Origin of the sequence: Streptomyces sp. NPDC050704 (genome assembly GCF_040654355.1) — a bacterium.
In the GTDB taxonomy this organism is placed as follows: Bacteria; Actinomycetota; Actinomycetes; order Streptomycetales; family Streptomycetaceae; genus Streptomyces.
Genome location: NZ_JBFAHW010000004.1, coordinates 1 through 15,069 on the forward strand (window position 1 = coordinate 1; position 15,069 = coordinate 15,069).

Annotated in this window: 12 protein-coding genes, 1 pseudogene and 1 riboswitch; of the genes and pseudogenes, 6 read left to right on the forward strand and 7 right to left on the reverse strand. The window is 69.6% G+C overall.

What is annotated here, in order from left to right; translation table 11 throughout:
• The 3 genes from AB0I18_RS02710 to AB0I18_RS02720 all read left to right on the forward strand — a co-directional run.
• A partial coding sequence (locus AB0I18_RS02710; RefSeq protein WP_363103537.1) for a sigma factor-like helix-turn-helix DNA-binding protein occupies positions 1-550 on the forward strand: 550 nt, incomplete at its 5' end.
• A 217-nt stretch (positions 551-767) separates the two neighbouring features.
• The gene (locus AB0I18_RS02715) at positions 768-1,730 is read left to right on the forward strand and encodes a M28 family metallopeptidase (RefSeq protein ID WP_363103538.1); all 963 of its coding nucleotides are present in this window, start codon (positions 768-770) and stop codon (positions 1,728-1,730) included.
• 177 nt (positions 1,731-1,907) lie between these two features.
• The gene (locus AB0I18_RS02720) at positions 1,908-2,489 is read left to right on the forward strand and encodes an NAD(P)H-dependent oxidoreductase (RefSeq protein WP_363103539.1); all 582 of its coding nucleotides are present in this window, start codon (positions 1,908-1,910) and stop codon (positions 2,487-2,489) included.
• A gap of 39 nt (positions 2,490-2,528) precedes the next feature.
• Here AB0I18_RS02720 and AB0I18_RS02725 read toward each other — a convergent pair whose 3' ends face one another.
• The 5 genes from AB0I18_RS02725 to AB0I18_RS02745 all read right to left on the reverse strand — a co-directional run bounded on the left by AB0I18_RS02725 (position 2,529) and on the right by AB0I18_RS02745 (position 8,111).
• Positions 2,529-3,434, reverse strand: coding sequence for an ABC transporter permease (locus AB0I18_RS02725; RefSeq protein WP_363103540.1), 906 nt, complete (start codon positions 3,432-3,434; stop codon positions 2,529-2,531).
• Complete coding sequence (locus tag AB0I18_RS02730) at positions 3,421-4,449, reverse strand: ABC transporter ATP-binding protein (protein WP_363103541.1); 1,029 nt, start codon at positions 4,447-4,449, stop codon at positions 3,421-3,423. Before AB0I18_RS02730 ends, AB0I18_RS02725 begins: the two co-directional genes overlap by 14 nt.
• Positions 4,450-4,523: 74 nt before the next feature.
• The gene (locus tag AB0I18_RS02735) at positions 4,524-5,747 is read right to left on the reverse strand and encodes a sigma-E factor regulatory protein RseB domain-containing protein (RefSeq protein ID WP_363103542.1); all 1,224 of its coding nucleotides are present in this window, start codon (positions 5,745-5,747) and stop codon (positions 4,524-4,526) included.
• A gap of 248 nt (positions 5,748-5,995) precedes the next feature.
• A complete protein-coding gene (locus AB0I18_RS02740) occupies positions 5,996-6,952 on the reverse strand; it encodes a CHRD domain-containing protein (RefSeq protein ID WP_363103543.1) in 957 nt (318 codons plus the stop codon).
• A gap of 148 nt (positions 6,953-7,100) precedes the next feature.
• On the reverse strand, positions 7,101-8,111 hold the full coding sequence (locus AB0I18_RS02745) for a polyprenyl synthetase family protein (protein WP_363103544.1): 1,011 nt from the start codon (positions 8,109-8,111) through the stop codon (positions 7,101-7,103).
• Between the two features lie 617 nt (positions 8,112-8,728).
• A riboswitch (cyclic di-AMP (ydaO/yuaA leader) is annotated at positions 8,729-8,878 on the forward strand.
• 4 nt (positions 8,879-8,882) lie between these two features.
• On the opposite strand from AB0I18_RS02745, the gene AB0I18_RS02750 reads away from it, so the two are divergent.
• Positions 8,883-9,659: a LysM peptidoglycan-binding domain-containing protein gene (locus AB0I18_RS02750; RefSeq protein ID WP_363103545.1), complete on the forward strand. Its 777-nt coding sequence runs from the start codon at positions 8,883-8,885 to the stop codon at positions 9,657-9,659.
• Between the two features lie 127 nt (positions 9,660-9,786).
• Here AB0I18_RS02750 and AB0I18_RS02755 read toward each other — a convergent pair.
• Positions 9,787-10,590 (reverse strand): annotated as a pseudogene (locus tag AB0I18_RS02755) (HAD family hydrolase); the annotation flags it as partial.
• A 226-nt stretch (positions 10,591-10,816) separates the two neighbouring features.
• Here AB0I18_RS02755 and fahA point away from each other — a divergent pair.
• Positions 10,817-12,037 carry a fumarylacetoacetase gene (gene fahA / locus AB0I18_RS02760; protein ID WP_363103546.1) on the forward strand — a complete coding sequence of 407 codons (1,221 nt, stop codon included), beginning with the start codon at positions 10,817-10,819 and terminating at the stop codon, positions 12,035-12,037.
• Between the two features lie 55 nt (positions 12,038-12,092).
• Here the strand turns inward: fahA and recQ are convergent, their stop codons facing one another.
• Complete coding sequence (gene recQ, locus AB0I18_RS02765) at positions 12,093-14,144, reverse strand: DNA helicase RecQ (protein ID WP_363103547.1); 2,052 nt, start codon at positions 14,142-14,144, stop codon at positions 12,093-12,095.
• Between the two features lie 311 nt (positions 14,145-14,455).
• Here recQ and AB0I18_RS02770 point away from each other — a divergent pair, with 311 nt between their 5' ends.
• Positions 14,456-15,016 (forward strand): hypothetical protein, encoded by a 561-nt coding sequence (locus AB0I18_RS02770; RefSeq protein WP_363103548.1) that lies wholly within the window; start codon positions 14,456-14,458, stop codon positions 15,014-15,016.
• Positions 15,017-15,069: the final 53 nt, after the last annotated feature.

The window sequence follows — 15,069 nt, forward strand, 5'->3', positions numbered from 1 at the left end:
GGAGACGCTCGCGCCGACCGAGCGGGCGGTGTTCGTACTGCGTGAGGTGTTCGCCCTGGAGTACGACGAGATCGCGGAAGCCGTCGACAAGAGCCCGGCCGCGGTCCGCCAGATCGCCCATCGGGCACGGGTCCATGTCGCGGCCCGCCGACCTCGCGCGGTCGTTTCGGCGGCCGAGAGCCGAGGCGCGCTCGAAGCGTTCCAACGAGCGGTCGAGACGGGCGATCTGCAGGGCCTGTTCGACCGACTCGCGCCGGATGTCGTCTTCTTGGCCGACGGTGGCGGAGTCAAGCAGGCCGTGCTGCAGCCTGTCGTGGGGGCCGACCAGGTGGCTCGCCTGCTGGCGGCCGGCCTGCCCAGGATCGGCGGCGAGGGGTCGGTCGAACCGGCGCAGATCAACGGCTGCCCGGCTCTGATCGTCCGGCTCAACGGGGAGATCGACGGCGTCGTTGCGGTACGGATCGACGACGGCCTGATCACCGGACTCTACTTCGTGCGCAATCCCGAGAAGCTGTCGCGCGTCCAGCGGGAAACCACCGTGAGCCACTGAATGCGATGAGCATCAGCCGCCACCTTCGGCTTGGCTGGTCGACCGACCAGCCAAACCGACCAAGCCGACCAAGCCGGCCAGGGCGGCCAGGGCGGCCAGGGCGATCTCCCGCGATCCGCTATACGAACACCCGTGACCGGATTGCGCTCTTGACGGTACGTCAGCCACAGCTTCACCATCAGGCACCCATTCCCGCAAGGAATCAGGAGCCCCCCACATGAAGCTCTCTGTTCCCGGACGTGCCACTGGTGCCGCGGTCATAGCGGTCGCCGCACTCCTCACCACGAGCGCGACAGCCGACGCGGCACCCGCACCCATGGATGCCGCACCTGTTCGGGTGGCCGCCGCGCCCGACATACCCGTGGCCAACGTCAAGGCCCATCTCACGCAGCTGCAGTCCATAGCCACCGCCAACGGCGGCAACCGGGCGCACGGCCGCGCCGGCTACAAGGCCTCCCTGGACTATGTGAAGGCCAAGTTGGACGCCGCCGGATTCACCACTGCCGTCCAGCAGTTCACGTCCTCCGGCCGCACCGGCTACAACCTGATCGCCGACTGGCCCGGCGGCGACACCAACCAGGTCGTCATGGCGGGCTCACACCTCGACAGCGTCGCGTCGGGAGCCGGCATCAACGACAACGGCTCGGGATCGGCGGCCGTACTGGAGGCCGCGCTCGCTGTGTCCCGCGCCCAGTACCAGCCCACCAAACATCTGCGTTTCGCCTGGTGGGGAGCGGAGGAGCTGGGCCTGGTCGGCTCGCGCCACCACGTCAACAACCTCTCCGCCGCCGACCGCGCGAAGATCAGCGGCTATCTCAACTTCGACATGATCGGGTCACCCAACCCCGGCTACTTCGTCTACGACGACGACCCGGCCATCGAGAAGACCTTCAAGGACTTCTACACCGGCCTCGGCATCGCCACCGAGATCGAGACCGAGGGCGACGGCCGCTCCGACCACGCCCCCTTCAAGAGCGCGGGCGTCCCCGTCGGCGGCCTCTTCACCGGCGCGAGCAACACCAAGTCCGCGGCCCAGGCGGCCAAGTGGGGCGGCACGGCGGGCCAGCCGTTCGACCGCTGCTACCACTCCTCGTGCGACACGACGTCGAACATCAACGACACCGCACTGGACCGGAACAGCGACGCCCTGGCGCACGCCGTGTGGGAGCTGTCCTCGTAGGAGGCCGCGCCCCGGTAGGAAGCCTCCCCCGTCGGCCACTGCCCCCTCACAGGAAGCCGCCCCCTCAGGAACTGTCCTCGTAGGGCGGCTCGCCTGTCGGGGTAGCCACGACTACTTGCGTGTGCATATAGTGCTCGCGCAAGTAGTCGTCGTACGCCCTGTATCCGGGAGCTTCTTATGAGCCGACACTTCCTCTTCCTCCTGGGCAGCAGCCGCAACAACGGCAACACCGAGCTGCTGGCCCGCAAGGCCGCGGAACAGCTGCCGGCCGGCGTCACCCAACGCTGGCTGAGCCTCGCCGAGTACCCGATGCCCGACTTCGCGGACCTGCGCCACGACAGCGACCATGTCCGGCCGGCCGGCGACACCACGGCGACACTCCTCGACGCCACGCTCGCGGCGACGGACCTCGTCATCGCCTCGCCGCTGTACTGGTACTCCGTGTCCGCGCACACCAAGCGCTACCTCGACCACTGGTCCGGGTGGCTGCGCACCCCCGGCCTCGACTTCAAGAAGACGATGGCCGGGCGCACCCTGTGGGGTGTCACGGCCCTCGCACACGAGGAGGAAGAGGTCGCCGAGCCCCTCGTCGGCACGCTCAACCACTCGGCCGCGTATATGGGGATGCGCTTCGGAGGAGTCCTCCTCGGCAACGGCAGCAAGCCCGGAGACGTGCTGACCGACTCCGCCGCCCTGGCCCGCGCCAAGACGTTCTTCGCCCAGGAGCCCCCGCTCGCCCGTTTCCCCTACGAGAACTGAAGCCGAGCCCGAGTGCGAGCCTCAGGCCGAGCCCGAGCCTCAGGCCGAGATGTCCTTGTTCGTGAACCGTGCCCACGCCGCCGTGCCGAACACCGCCGCGTACAGCGCCTGGAGTTCCAGGTTGCGGATCACGTCGTCCCAGTAGAGGGGATCGCGCATGGCGTCGGCGAAGGACAGCCAGTAGTGCGAGAAGAAGTACGGCTGGATCGCGTGGAGCTGGGGTATCTGGTCGAGGATCTGCACGGTGATGAGCAGGCCGACGGTCGTCGCCATCGCCGCGATCCCGCTGTTCGTCACCGTCGAGACGAACAGGCCGAGCGCCGCGAGCCCGATCAGTGACGCGGCGACGAGCAGCGCGATCAGCAGTGCCCGTCCCAGCCCCTCGCCGAAGCTGATCCGCGTACCGGAGATCGTCGTCAGCTCGCCCAGCGGGAACAGCAGCGCCCCCACGATGAGCGCCGAGGTCGCCACGACCAGCGTCGCGATGACACAGAAGGCCAGCGTGGTCGCGTACTTGGTGATCAGCAGTCGCGTCCGCCCCGCCGGTGCGACCAGCAGATAGCGCAGCGTCCCCGCGTTCGCCTCGCCCGCTATCGCGTCCCCCGCGATGACGCCGACCGCCATCGGCAGGAAGAACGGCAGGGTGGCGGCCAGGGCCGTGAACACCAGGAAAAGACCGTTGTTGGTGATCTGCGCGATGAAGGCCGGGCCCTCGCCACCGCCGCCTCCGGCCGAGGACCCGTCGCTCGTCTCGATCTTCACGGCGATCCCGACCAGCACCGGCACCGCGGCCAGTACCCCGAGCAGCGCGATCGTCCGCCACCGCCGAAGTGTGGTCCCCAGCTCGCTGCGCAGCAGGCCGAAGGTCCACAGCGGGCTCGGCGCCCGTGCGCCGACGGCCTTCGCGGCCTCGGCCGACGGTTCGGCGACCTCAGCCCGCGACATCGAATCCCTCCCCCGTGAGTGCCACGAACGCGTCCTCCAGCGAAGCCCGTTCGAGCCCGAAGCCCCGTACGCGGACGCCCGCGATCACCAGTGCCGCGTTCACCTCCGCCAGATCGCGGTCCGGCGGTTCGCCGGTCACCCGGTCCTCGGCGACCACGACGTCGGCCACGCCCTGCTCCTTCAGCACCCGGGCCGCGTCGCCCTGGTCCGGCGTCGTCACGACGAGCCGGCCGCGCGCGCTCGCCGCGAACTCGGCCACCGGCCCCTGGGTGATCAGCCGGCCCTGCGCCATCACCGCGACGTGCGTGCACACCTGCTCGATCTCGTCGAGCAGATGCGAGGACAGGAACACGGTCGTGCCGTCCGACGCCAACTCCCGCACCAGCGAACGGATTTCCCGCATGCCCTGCGGATCGAGCCCATTGGTCGGCTCGTCCAGCACGAGCAGCCGCCGGGGCTGCAGCAGAGCGGCCGCGAGGCCGAGCCGCTGCTTCATTCCCAGCGAGTACGCCTTCGCCTTCTTGCCCGCGGCGGCCGTCAGCCCGACGCGGTCGAGGGCCGCCGCGACACGCGTACGCCGGGTGCGCGGGTCGGCGGTCGGGTCGGCGGCGTCGTACCGCAGGAGGTTGTCGCGGCCGGAGAGGAAGCCGTACAGCGCGGGGCCCTCGATGAGCGCGCCCACGTGCGGCAGCACGGTGCGGGTGGCACGGGGCATGGGCTGCCCCAGTACGCGCGCCGAGCCGGAAGTCGGCTCGATCAGGCCCATCAGCATTCTGATGGTGGTCGTCTTGCCCGAGCCGTTCGGCCCGAGGAAGCCGAAGACGCTGCCCGCCGGGACGGTCAGATCGAGGCCGTCGACGGCGAGCTGTCCGCCGCGGAAGCGCTTGGTGAGCGCGCGGGTGGCGATCACGGTGTCGCCCGTGCCCGCCGTTTCGCTCGCGCCCGCCGATTCGCCCGCGTCCACGGTGTCATCCCTGGACGCCATATCCCCGTCCGCGGTGGACAGTTCCGCCATCGACTCCCTCAATCCGTCTTACCCGTATGCCCCAGGGGGCTACTGCCCCTGGGGACTACGCGGCCACGAGAGACCTACTTCGCCTCGTTGGCCGCCTTCACCAGGGCGTCCTTGGTGACCGCACCCGCGTACACCTTGCCGTCGTCCGTGATCAGCGCGTTGACCAGGCGGGTCGAGAAGACCGTGCCCGAGCCGAACTTGCCGGTCACCTGGTCGCCCAGCGAGTCGAGGAAGCGGCCCGCGTCGCCGGCGCCGGAGCCCTCCGACGGCAGGCCCTCGCCGCCGCCGGTGTCGAACTGGGCTATGGAGCTCCAGCCCTCACCGATGACGTTGAGACCCTCGAACTCCTTGCCCAGGTCCTCGCTACCCTCGGGTCGCGCCCTGTCCGCCTTGTCCCCGGACTTGAGCTCGTCGCCCTCGGTGACCTTCGTGCCCTTCGGCGGGCTGAAGTCGAAGGTGGACGCGGCCGGCTTGGCGAAGTTGACCTGGGTGAAGCCCGCGTCCACGACAGCCGCGCCACCGCTCGCCGGGGTCAGCGTGAACTTAAGCGGCAGACCGGTCTTCTCGTCCACGGCGACCGTGATCGCGCCCACCGTCGAGCCGGACTGCTTCGGCTCGATCAGCAGCTTGTAGGCGTCGCGGCCCGCGACCCGCATCGTGCCGTCGACGGTCACGGACGTCGTGTCGTCGGCCGCCTTCAGCGCCTCGTCGGCCAGCTCCTTGGGAGTGGCCGGCATGTCCTCGGACTTCCCCTTCTCGCCCCTTTCGCCCTTTTCGGCGGAGCCTGAGGAGGTGTCCTTCGTGTGGTAGGCCTCGTTCGACGCGCTGTCGTACGCCCACACCTCGTCGCCGTTGTGGATCACGCTGTACTCGGAGGCCTTGTCGAGCAGCGACAGCTTCTGCCTGCCCTCGCCGTCGGCCGCGACCCGGACCGTGTGCGTACCGGACGCCAGCTCCATCAGCTTCGACGACGGCTCGGCGGACGAGCCCGACTCGTCGCCCCCGCCCAGCCCGCCGAGGCTGCTCTCCAGACCGCCGAGGTCGGGCAGGCCCAGGTCCGTACTGATCTTCACCGTGCCGGACAGCTGCTGTACGTCCGATGCGGCGATCTTCTCTATGAGCTGCTGCGCGGTGACCTTCGGCAGGTCTGGGTCGCCGGAGCCCGCGAACGCCGGGACCAGCCCGATGGTCGCCGCGGCCAACCCCACCACCGCGACCGGGACGACGTACCGCGCGGCCTTGCTTCGGCCGGTGCGCAGGTCGTCGTTCGTGTTGTCGTCGGATTCGTACGGTGCCATGTGTGCCCTACCTCCGTTGTCGGCGGCGGCTGACCGTCCTCGCACTCGTCCACCCCTGGCCGCCATTGTCACCCGAACTCCTGTGAAGTGGTGTGTCCAATCTGACCAAATCGGCCACCGGAAAGCGTCAGACCTCGGAGCCAACTCCGCGTACTGCTGGGGTATGACATGAGTGGACGGCGCCTCCCCCGACCCGTAGGGGTCGCGCGGGGAAGACGCCGTCCGAAATGCTGTTCAACGCCGGTGGATCACCGGTTCACGAACACATAGTCCGCCTGGTACGGCACGCCCACGATCGACCCCGCATCGCAGGCGCCGGCCGGAGCCACCCCGCCCACGGTGTTCAGCCGCAGGATCTCCGCGGTGCCCGCGAGCAGCCCCCGGTGCTTGCCGGACTGCGTGGCCCTGAGGTCCAGTTCAGGGATGTTCTTGTCGCCGTTCGGGGTCCTGGAGATCACCGAGCCGGTGACCGCGCTGCGGTCCGGCGCGATCCACTGCGGAGTACCGGAGTTGGGCTTCACGAACGAGTGCGCGATGGAGCCGGCGAGCACGGCGCGCACATCACGCTGCGCGAAGGCCGTGGTGCCGTCGTCCGCCTTCTTGCACTCGTAGATCTGCTTGCCCTTGATGACCGGGGCCTGGAAGTTGTTGAGCGCGTGCCGGAAGTCGAAGTTCGTGGTGACCTTGTGGAGCTGGCCGCGGACGGCTCCACCCGGGAACTCGGCGGTGTGCAGATTGGCGTAGAAACTGCCCGGGTCGGCCGTCAACTGGCTGAGCAGCGCGGCATCCTTCACCTTGACCGTGCCGGTGACCGTGCGGCCCTTGGCGTTGTCCAGCAGCTTGGTGAAGTCGACCTTGACGCCGCCGTTGACGCCCTTGGCGCCCTGGTGGATGTGGAGCAGGGTCGGCTTGCCGGTGCCGCGCCACTTGACCGCGACGGACACCGTGTCCCCCTCGACCTTCACGAACTCGAGCGCCGCACCGTCCCGGTCGCCGACGGCGGGGCCGCCCTGCACCGGCACCTCGTTCGCGGCGTTCAGGCTCGCGGCGAGGATGGTGCCGCCACTGTCCTCGGTGAGCCCGTCGCTGCCGCTGTCGGCGACCGCCGGGATGGCGGAGGCGGCGACCCCGGCCGCGGCGGCCACCGCGACAGCGGCCATGACCAGGCTCTTACGACGCCGTGCGAACGTAACGATCGTCCCCATGATTCTGTTTTCTCCCCGTAATTCCGCCGACACCCCCTGCGCCAGCTTCCGCGGAGCAATACGGAACGTATTCGAGCCTGAACTCAATCCAATTATGTGACCTGTGTCACATTTTGCGAGCAGGCGGCGAGGGAGGAGAACGGCCGGGTCAGCCCGCCCGGTGCACCACCGCGTCGCACAGTTCCACCAGCGCCGCCTTCGCGTCGCACTCCGGGAGCGGTACGAGGGTGGCGCGGGCGTCCTCCGCGTAGCGCACGGTGTCGTGGCGGGCCTGCTCCAGAGCGGGGTGCACCCGCAGCCTGGCCAGCGCCTCCGCATGCCGGGCGTCGTCCGTCAGGTCGGAACCGAGCAGTTCGGACAGCGCGATGTCCTCGGCAAGACCGAGCCGCTCCACGCGCTCACGCAACCGCAGCACGGGCAGCGTGGGAATGCCCTCGCGCAGGTCGGTGCCGGGCGTCTTGCCGGACTCGTGCGAGTCGCTCGCGATGTCCAGCACGTCGTCGGCGAGCTGGAAGGCGACGCCCAGCCGCTCGCCGTACTGCGTCAGCACGTCGACGACCGTCTCGTCGGCTCCCGACATCATCGCGCCGAATCGTCCCGCCACCGCGATCAGCGAGCCGGTCTTGCCGCCCAGCACGTCCATGTAGTGGTCGATCGGGTCGCGCCCGTCACGAGGCCCGGCCGTCTCCAGGATCTGGCCGGTGACCAGCCGCTCGAACGCCTCCGCCTGGATTCGTACGGCCTCGGGTCCGAGGTCGGCCAGGATCTGCGAGGCGCGCGCGAAGAGGAAGTCTCCGGTGAGGACCGCCACCGAGTTGCCCCAGCGGGTGTTGGCGCTGGGCACCCCGCGGCGCACGTCCGCCTCGTCCATCACGTCGTCGTGGTACAGCGTGGCCAGATGGGTCAGCTCGACGACCACGGCCGAGGGCACGATTCCCGGCGCGTACGGATCGCCGAACTGCGCGGCGAGCATCACGAGCAGCGGCCGGAACCGCTTCCCGCCCGCGCGTACGAGGTGCTGCGCGGCCTCCGTGATGAACGGGACCTCGCTCTTGGTGGCTTCGAGCAGCCCCTCCTCGACAGCCACCAAGCCAGCCTGGACATCGGCTTCGAGAGCCTGGTCCCGCACGCTCAGCCCGAACGGCCCGACGACGGTCACGAGGGTCTCCTGTCTGCTGACGCTCTCAACGGCGGTCTCTGGATGCTCTGGGTGCGCTAGGTGCTGTAGGTGTTTGTCGATGTGTCGCTGCTGGCACTCAAGTCAGCGTATCCGGTCGTCTTTCGATCACGGTGAGCGCCCGCCCGCCACTTCCCATCCCCCTGCCGGACACGCTCCGCCTGGCCCCTTTTGCCCCTGGGTCCGGACCGGGTCGGCGAAATCAAGGAAGATATGTTCTTGATCTATTGATACGACCCTAAAGTAGGAGCTTTCGCAGTAACCGACATCTTTTGCTCCCACCCCATGGCCACCAGGGCGTAATGCCTGAATTACCTTCAATGCCACTTTGTTCGCACTCGGTTGCGCCCGGTTGCGCTTTCAGCACGTGAAATGAGTCACGTCGGTGCGAATCAGGCGCGATGTCGCGCTTACCGACTCCCCCTTTGCATAAAGCAAGTTGAACATTGCGCTCCGGAACAATCGGGCGATTTCACCCTCGCTACGACGAGGTCAGGTGAATCGAGCCGCCACTTCAGGTCTTGTTCCCGCCATGTGCTCTCGCATACGTTCACGTCGATCCGGACGGACCGCCGAATCCTGCCGCCGCCCGGAACCCATCCACCCACGCGCTACGGCAGGAGCGGGGGACCCAGGTAAGTCGCCGATCCGAATGCCGGAACGGCTAGGGGTGAAGCCGCGTGCACTGTGCGGCCGGGCAACTCCCGCCCGAACCCGACAGCTCACCTCGCAGGCGCCGGAGAGGAATTCAGCATGGCCGCACGAGGTAAGCACCGTCGCCCGAAATCCCGTCCCCTCACCCGTGGTGTCGTCGCCGCGGGAACGGGCGGAGCCGCGCTCGCACTCCCGATCGTCGGCGCGACCGGCGCCCACGCCGCACAGCCGACGCAGGTCGCCCAGGTGACACAGGTCGCCCAGGCGGCACAAGCCGCAACCCCGCAGGTCGCGCTCGTCACGCACAAGGTCTCCGCGGGCGACACCCTGTCCAGGATCGCGCGAGAGCACTCCACGAGCGGCGGCTGGAAGAAGCTGTACGAGGCCAACCGCGCCGTCATAGGCGACGACCCGGCCCTGATTCACCCGGGCCTCACTCTGACGGTCGGCACGAAGAACTCCGGGACGTCAGCGGACCCGGCGAACACGACCACCGCTGCGACGACCACCAAGCCCGCGGCGTCCACCGTCACCCCCGCCGCCGCGAAGACGTACACGAACGACCTCGACGGCTGGATCAAGGAAGCACTGGACGTCATGGCCCAGAAGGGGATCCCGGGCTCCTACGACGGCATCTACCGCAACGTCATGCGCGAGTCGTCGGGAAACCCGACCGCCATCAACAACTGGGACTCCAACGCCGTGGCCGGAACTCCGTCCAAGGGGCTCCTGCAGGTCATCGCCCCCACCTTCGCCGCCTACCACGTGTCGGGCACGTCGCTGGATCCCTTCGACCCGGTCGCGAACATCACGGCGGCCTGCAACTACGCCGCCGCGAGGTACGGCTCGATCGACAACGTCAACGGGGCCTACTGAGCGGACCGGCCGACTGCCCGTGGAGCCCGAGGAGCCCGTGCACAGCCGGCGGGCGGACCTGCGAGTGCTCGTACGACGGGCCCTGCGGGTGGCCCTGTGAGCGAATCTGCGGGTGAATGCGTGGGCCGGGGAACAGCTTCTCCAGCACCACCGCGACCCCGTCCTCCTCGTTCGACAGGGTCACCTCGTCGGCCACCGCCCTGAGTTCGGGGTGCGCGTTGGCCATCGCGACACCGTAGGCCGCCCACTCGAACATCGGGATGTCGTTCGGCATGTCCCCGAAGGCGATCGTGGCGGAGGGGGGCAGGCCGAGGTATTCGGCCGCCAGGGCGAGGCCGGTCGCCTTGGTCACTCCACGTGGCTGGAGTTCGACGGTACCGGGGCCGGACATCGTGACGGAGGCGAGGGAACCGACCGCTCCGACCGCCGCCGCCGCCAGTCCGTCGTCGGTCAGCCGGGGATGACGCAGGAGAACCTTGCTGATCGGCTCCGTCCAGAGGTCGTCCCGGCGCGGGACCCGTACCGCCGGGAGCGTCGGGTGCGGCATCTCGTACCCCGGCTCGATGAGGGTGAGGCCGTCGACACCGTCCTGGTCCACGGCCGCGTACACCTGCCCGACCTCCGCCTCGATCTTGCCGAGCGCCGTCTCGGCCAACTCCCGGTCCAAGGTGACCGACCACACCATCCGGTCGGCCCCGGCGTCGTACAACTGCGCCCCCTGCGCGCACACCGCGAGCCCCTGACTGCCCAGCTCGTCGAGCAACGGCCGTACGCGTGGCGTCGGCCGGCCCGTCACCACGAGATGCCTGGCACCCCGCCCGACCGCCATCGCCAGCGCGGCCCGTGACCGGTCGGAGAGGGTGTCGTCGCCGCGCAGCAGCGTTCCGTCCAGGTCAGTGGCGATGAGTGAATATTCAGTCAGTGCGGCCATGATCAGAGAATACGGATCGAACGGCCCATCGACTCGACGGGAACCGGACGTCGTCCGGTATCTCGTCAGTCACCCTGGCACTGGCAGGGCGGCACAGCACGGGGCCGGGGCGGGAGCAGTCCGAAGTGACTTACCCGATCAATTTCGAACACTTTGGACACTGCCCAAGAGCTGCAACTCCCCCGTAACGTGTGCCCCACCCACACGGAAAGCGAGGCAGCACACGATGCCCCCCTTCGATGTCCCCGAGGGCGATCCCTTCGGCCCGCACAATCTTCCGTACGGCGTCTTCTCCCTCGGCGACTCGGACCGGCGGAGCGTCGGGGTCCGACTGGGCGACCACGTGCTGGACGCGGGCGCCGCGGCCCTGGAGCTCGGCTCCCCATACGCCGCCCTGCTCGCCCGTCCCTCGCTGAATCCGCTGCTCGCGGCGGGCCGTACGGCATGGTCGGACGTGCGGCGCGCGCTCACCGCCTGGGTGACGGTGCCGGCCCACCGCGAGACCGTCGCGCCCCTGCTGCACCCGCTCTCCGAAGTGACGCTCCACCTCCCCTTCGACGTCGCCGACTACGTCGACTTCTACGCCTCCGAGAACCACGCCCGTAACGTCGGCCAGATCTTCCGTCCCGACGCCGCCGACTCCCTCACCCCCAACTGGAAGCACCTGCCCATCGGTTATCACGGCCGGTCGGGCACCGTGGTGGTCTCCGGGACCGAGGTCGTACGCCCCTCGGGCCAGCGCAAGGCCCCGACCGATCCGGCGCCGGTCTTCGGCCCCTCCGTCCGGCTGGACATCGAGGCGGAGGTCGGCTTCGTGGTCGGCAAGCCCTCCGCGATGGGCACACCGGTACCACTCGGCGACTTCCGCGACCACGTCTTCGGCCTCTGTCTCCTCAACGACTGGTCCGCGCGCGACCTCCAGGCCTGGGAGTACGTCCCCCTCGGCCCCTTCCTCGGCAAGTCCTTCGCCACCTCGGTGTCGGCGTGGATCACGCCCCTGGACGCCCTGGAGGACGCCCGCGTCCCGCCGCCGTCACGCACCCACCCCCTCCTCCCCTACCTGGACGACTCCGCCGAGGAACCCAGCGGCTACGACCTGCGCATCTCCGTCGCCGTCAACGGCCACGTCGTCTCCGAGCCCCCCTTCTCCACCATGTACTGGACGGCCGCCCAGCAGCTGGCCCATATGACGGTGAACGGGGCGTCGCTGCGTACGGGCGATCTGTACGGGTCGGGAACGGTGAGCGGGACCTCGGAGCGCGAACGAGGCTCACTCCTGGAGCTGACCTGGAACGGCCGGGACACCCTCGAACTCCCCGACGGCAAGCGGACGTTCCTGGAAGACGGCGACGTGGTGACGCTGACGGCCTGGGCACCGGGACCGAACGGCACGCGGGTGGGACTGGGCGAGGTGACGGGGCAGATCGCCACGGGCGCGGGGTCCTGACCTCGTCCACCGGCCGGTGCCTCACCGTCGGCCGGTGGCGGTTCGGCCACCGGCGCTACATCCAGTCGTCCGGCTCCGGCTCCGCCTCCATCTCGGGCCAGTCCAGCGCCGGTTCGTCGTCATTCCGGGGAGCCGCCGGGACCGCCACCGCCCCGTCGCCGACGGCAGTCCCCTCCGCTCCTCCGGAAGGCCGGTCCAAGGCGGCAAGCACCTCGATCACGCCGTCCCCGTAGGTCACGAGCTTCTTCTCGCCGATCCCGCTGATACCGCCAAGCTCCGCGACCGAGGCGGGCCACACCGTGGCGATCTCCCGCAGCGTGGCGTCGTGGAAGATGACGTACGCCGGGACGCCCTGTTCCTTGGCCTGTCCCGCGCGCCAGGCCCGCAGGGCCTCGAAGGCGGGGAGCAGCTCCGAGGGAAGCTCGGCCGCGGCGGCCTTGGCCTTGCGCTCGCCCCGGCCGGAACCGGCGGAAGACCGGGACGTCACCGGCTTCGGCGGCTCCTTGCGCAGCGGCACCTCCCGCTCGCGCCGCAGCACCGTCCCGCTCGCCTCGGTCAGCACCAGCGTCCCGTACTCGCCCTCGACCGCGAGGAGCCCCTGGGCCAGCAACTGCCGTACGACACCGCGCCATTCGCCCTCGGCCAGCTCCTCGCCGATGCCGAACACGGACAGCTGGTCGTGGTCGAACTGTATGACCTTGGCACTCCTGCGCCCGAGCAGGATGTCGACGATCTGGACGGCCCCGAACTTCTGCCCCCGCTCACGCTGCAACCGCACCACCGTGGACAGCACCTTCTGGGCCGCGACCGTGCCGTCCCAGGTCTCGGGCGGGAGGAGACAGGTGTCGCAGTTCCCACAGGCCGGGGCCTCGGCGTCCTGACCGAAGTAGGCGAGCAGCTGGCCGCGTCGGCACTGGACGGTCTCGCACAGCGCGAGCATCGCCTCAAGGTGCGCGGACGCGCGACGCCGGAACGCCTCGTCTCCCTCGCTCGACTGGATCATCTTGCGCTGCTGTATGACGTCGTTCAGGCCGTAGGCCATCCATGCCGTGGAGGGCAGTCCGTCGCGGCCCGCGCGGCCCGTCTCCTGGTAGTAGCCCTCGACCGACTTCGGCAGATCGAGGTGGGCGACGAACCGTACGTCGGGCTTGTCGATGCCCATGCCGAAGGCGATGGTCGCGCACACCACCAGGCCGTCCTCGCGCAGGAACCGTGACTGGTGGGCGGCGCGCGTGCCCGCGTCCAGGCCCGCGTGGTACGGCACCGCCGCGATGCCGTTGCGGGAGAGGAACTCGGCTGTCTTCTCCACCGAGTTGCGCGAGAGGCAGTACACGATGCCCGCGTCGCCCGCGTGCTCCTCCTTGAGGAAGGACAGCAGCTGCTTCTTGGGGTCGGCCTTCGGCACGATCCGGTACTGGATGTTGGGCCGGTCGAAGCTCGCCACGAAGTGACGGGCGTCCGGCATGCCCAGGCGCTGGGTGATCTCCTGGTGCGTGGCGTGCGTGGCCGTCGCGGTCAGCGCGATCCGCGGTACCTCGGGCCAGCGCTGGCCCAGCAGGGACAGCGCCAGGTAGTCGGGACGGAAGTCGTGGCCCCACTGGGACACACAGTGCGCCTCGTCGATCGCGAAGACGGAGATCTTGCCGCGCGAGAGGAGGTCGAGGGTGGACTCCAGGCGCAGCCGCTCGGGCGCGAGGTAGATCAGGTCGAGCTCGCCCGCGAGGAACTCGGCCTCGACCACGCGCCGCTCGTCGAAGTCCTGCGTGGAGTTCATGAACCCGGCGCGCACGCCGAGCGCCCGCAGCGCGTCCACCTGGTCCTGCATCAGCGCGATGAGGGGGGAGACCACGACGCCCGTACCGGGTCTGACCATCGCCGGGATCTGGTAGCAGAGCGACTTGCCCGCGCCGGTCGGCATGAGGACGACGGCGTCACCGCCGGCCACCACGTGCTCGATGACGGCTTCCTGCTCGCCGCGGAACGACTCGTACCCGAAGACGCGGTGGAGCGTGCCCCGCGCCTCGCTCCCGGCGAACCCCGCGGGCCCGTCTCCGCCCGGCCCCACGGCCTGCTCGGCAAGCCCCGCGGCCCTGTCCTCTTCCGTCATCACACCCGTCCCGCCTGTCCCGCCCAGCCCGCTCATTGCCCTGTCCCCCGTACGTCGTGCCTCGACCACTGCGTCCACGATAGGGGTCCGCACCGACAGCCTCAGAGTTATCCACAGGCTGAGCCGCCACGTCTGCCGAACGTTGCGGTGTTCAGCCCATTGGGCGCCTTCGCGTCGCGGGCCCGGACGGCCCGGGGCAGGCTGCTGAGGGCGGGATCAGGGGAGGCCCGCCCGCAGATCGGCCCTTACGGGCCCACCCACTGATCGGCGCCGTTTCCGTGCGCCCCTGCCCGTCGCTAGGAGTCCCCACCATGCCCGCTCGTCCCCTCAAGGCTGTCCTCGCCACCGCGATCGTCGCCTCGCTCTCACTCGCCGCCGCGCCCGCCCGAGCGGGGGACGGCCCTCACGGCCACGACCCGAAGGTGGTCGCCGAACTGGCGAAGACGTACGTCGCGACCGCCAAGTACCACTGGGAGCCGAACGCTCTCAAGGACGGCTACGTCCCGACGGAGTGCGTCGCCGACCCGAAGCTGGGCGGCATGGGCTACCACTACGTCAAGGAGTCCCTGTTCGGTTCGGTCGACCCGCGCAAGCCCGCCGCGCTCCTGTACGAGGACGGGCACCACGGCGAGCGCAACCTCGTCGCGGTGGAGTGGATCGTCGCGGACGCCGATCAGAAACTCGGGACCGACGGCGACCGGCCCAGCATGTTCGGCGTGCCCTTCGACGGCCCGATGCCCGGCCACGCCCCCGGGATGCCGGTCCACTACGAGCTGCACGCCTGGCTCCACAAGAAGAACCCCAAGGGACTGTTCGCCCCCTGGAACCCCAGGGTGAAGTGCCCGAAGGCCACGCCGGCCCCGAAGCGGTGAGCATGCCTTGAGTGCTCGCCGAGCACGCCTCGGGCCCCGGCTCCCACAGGAAC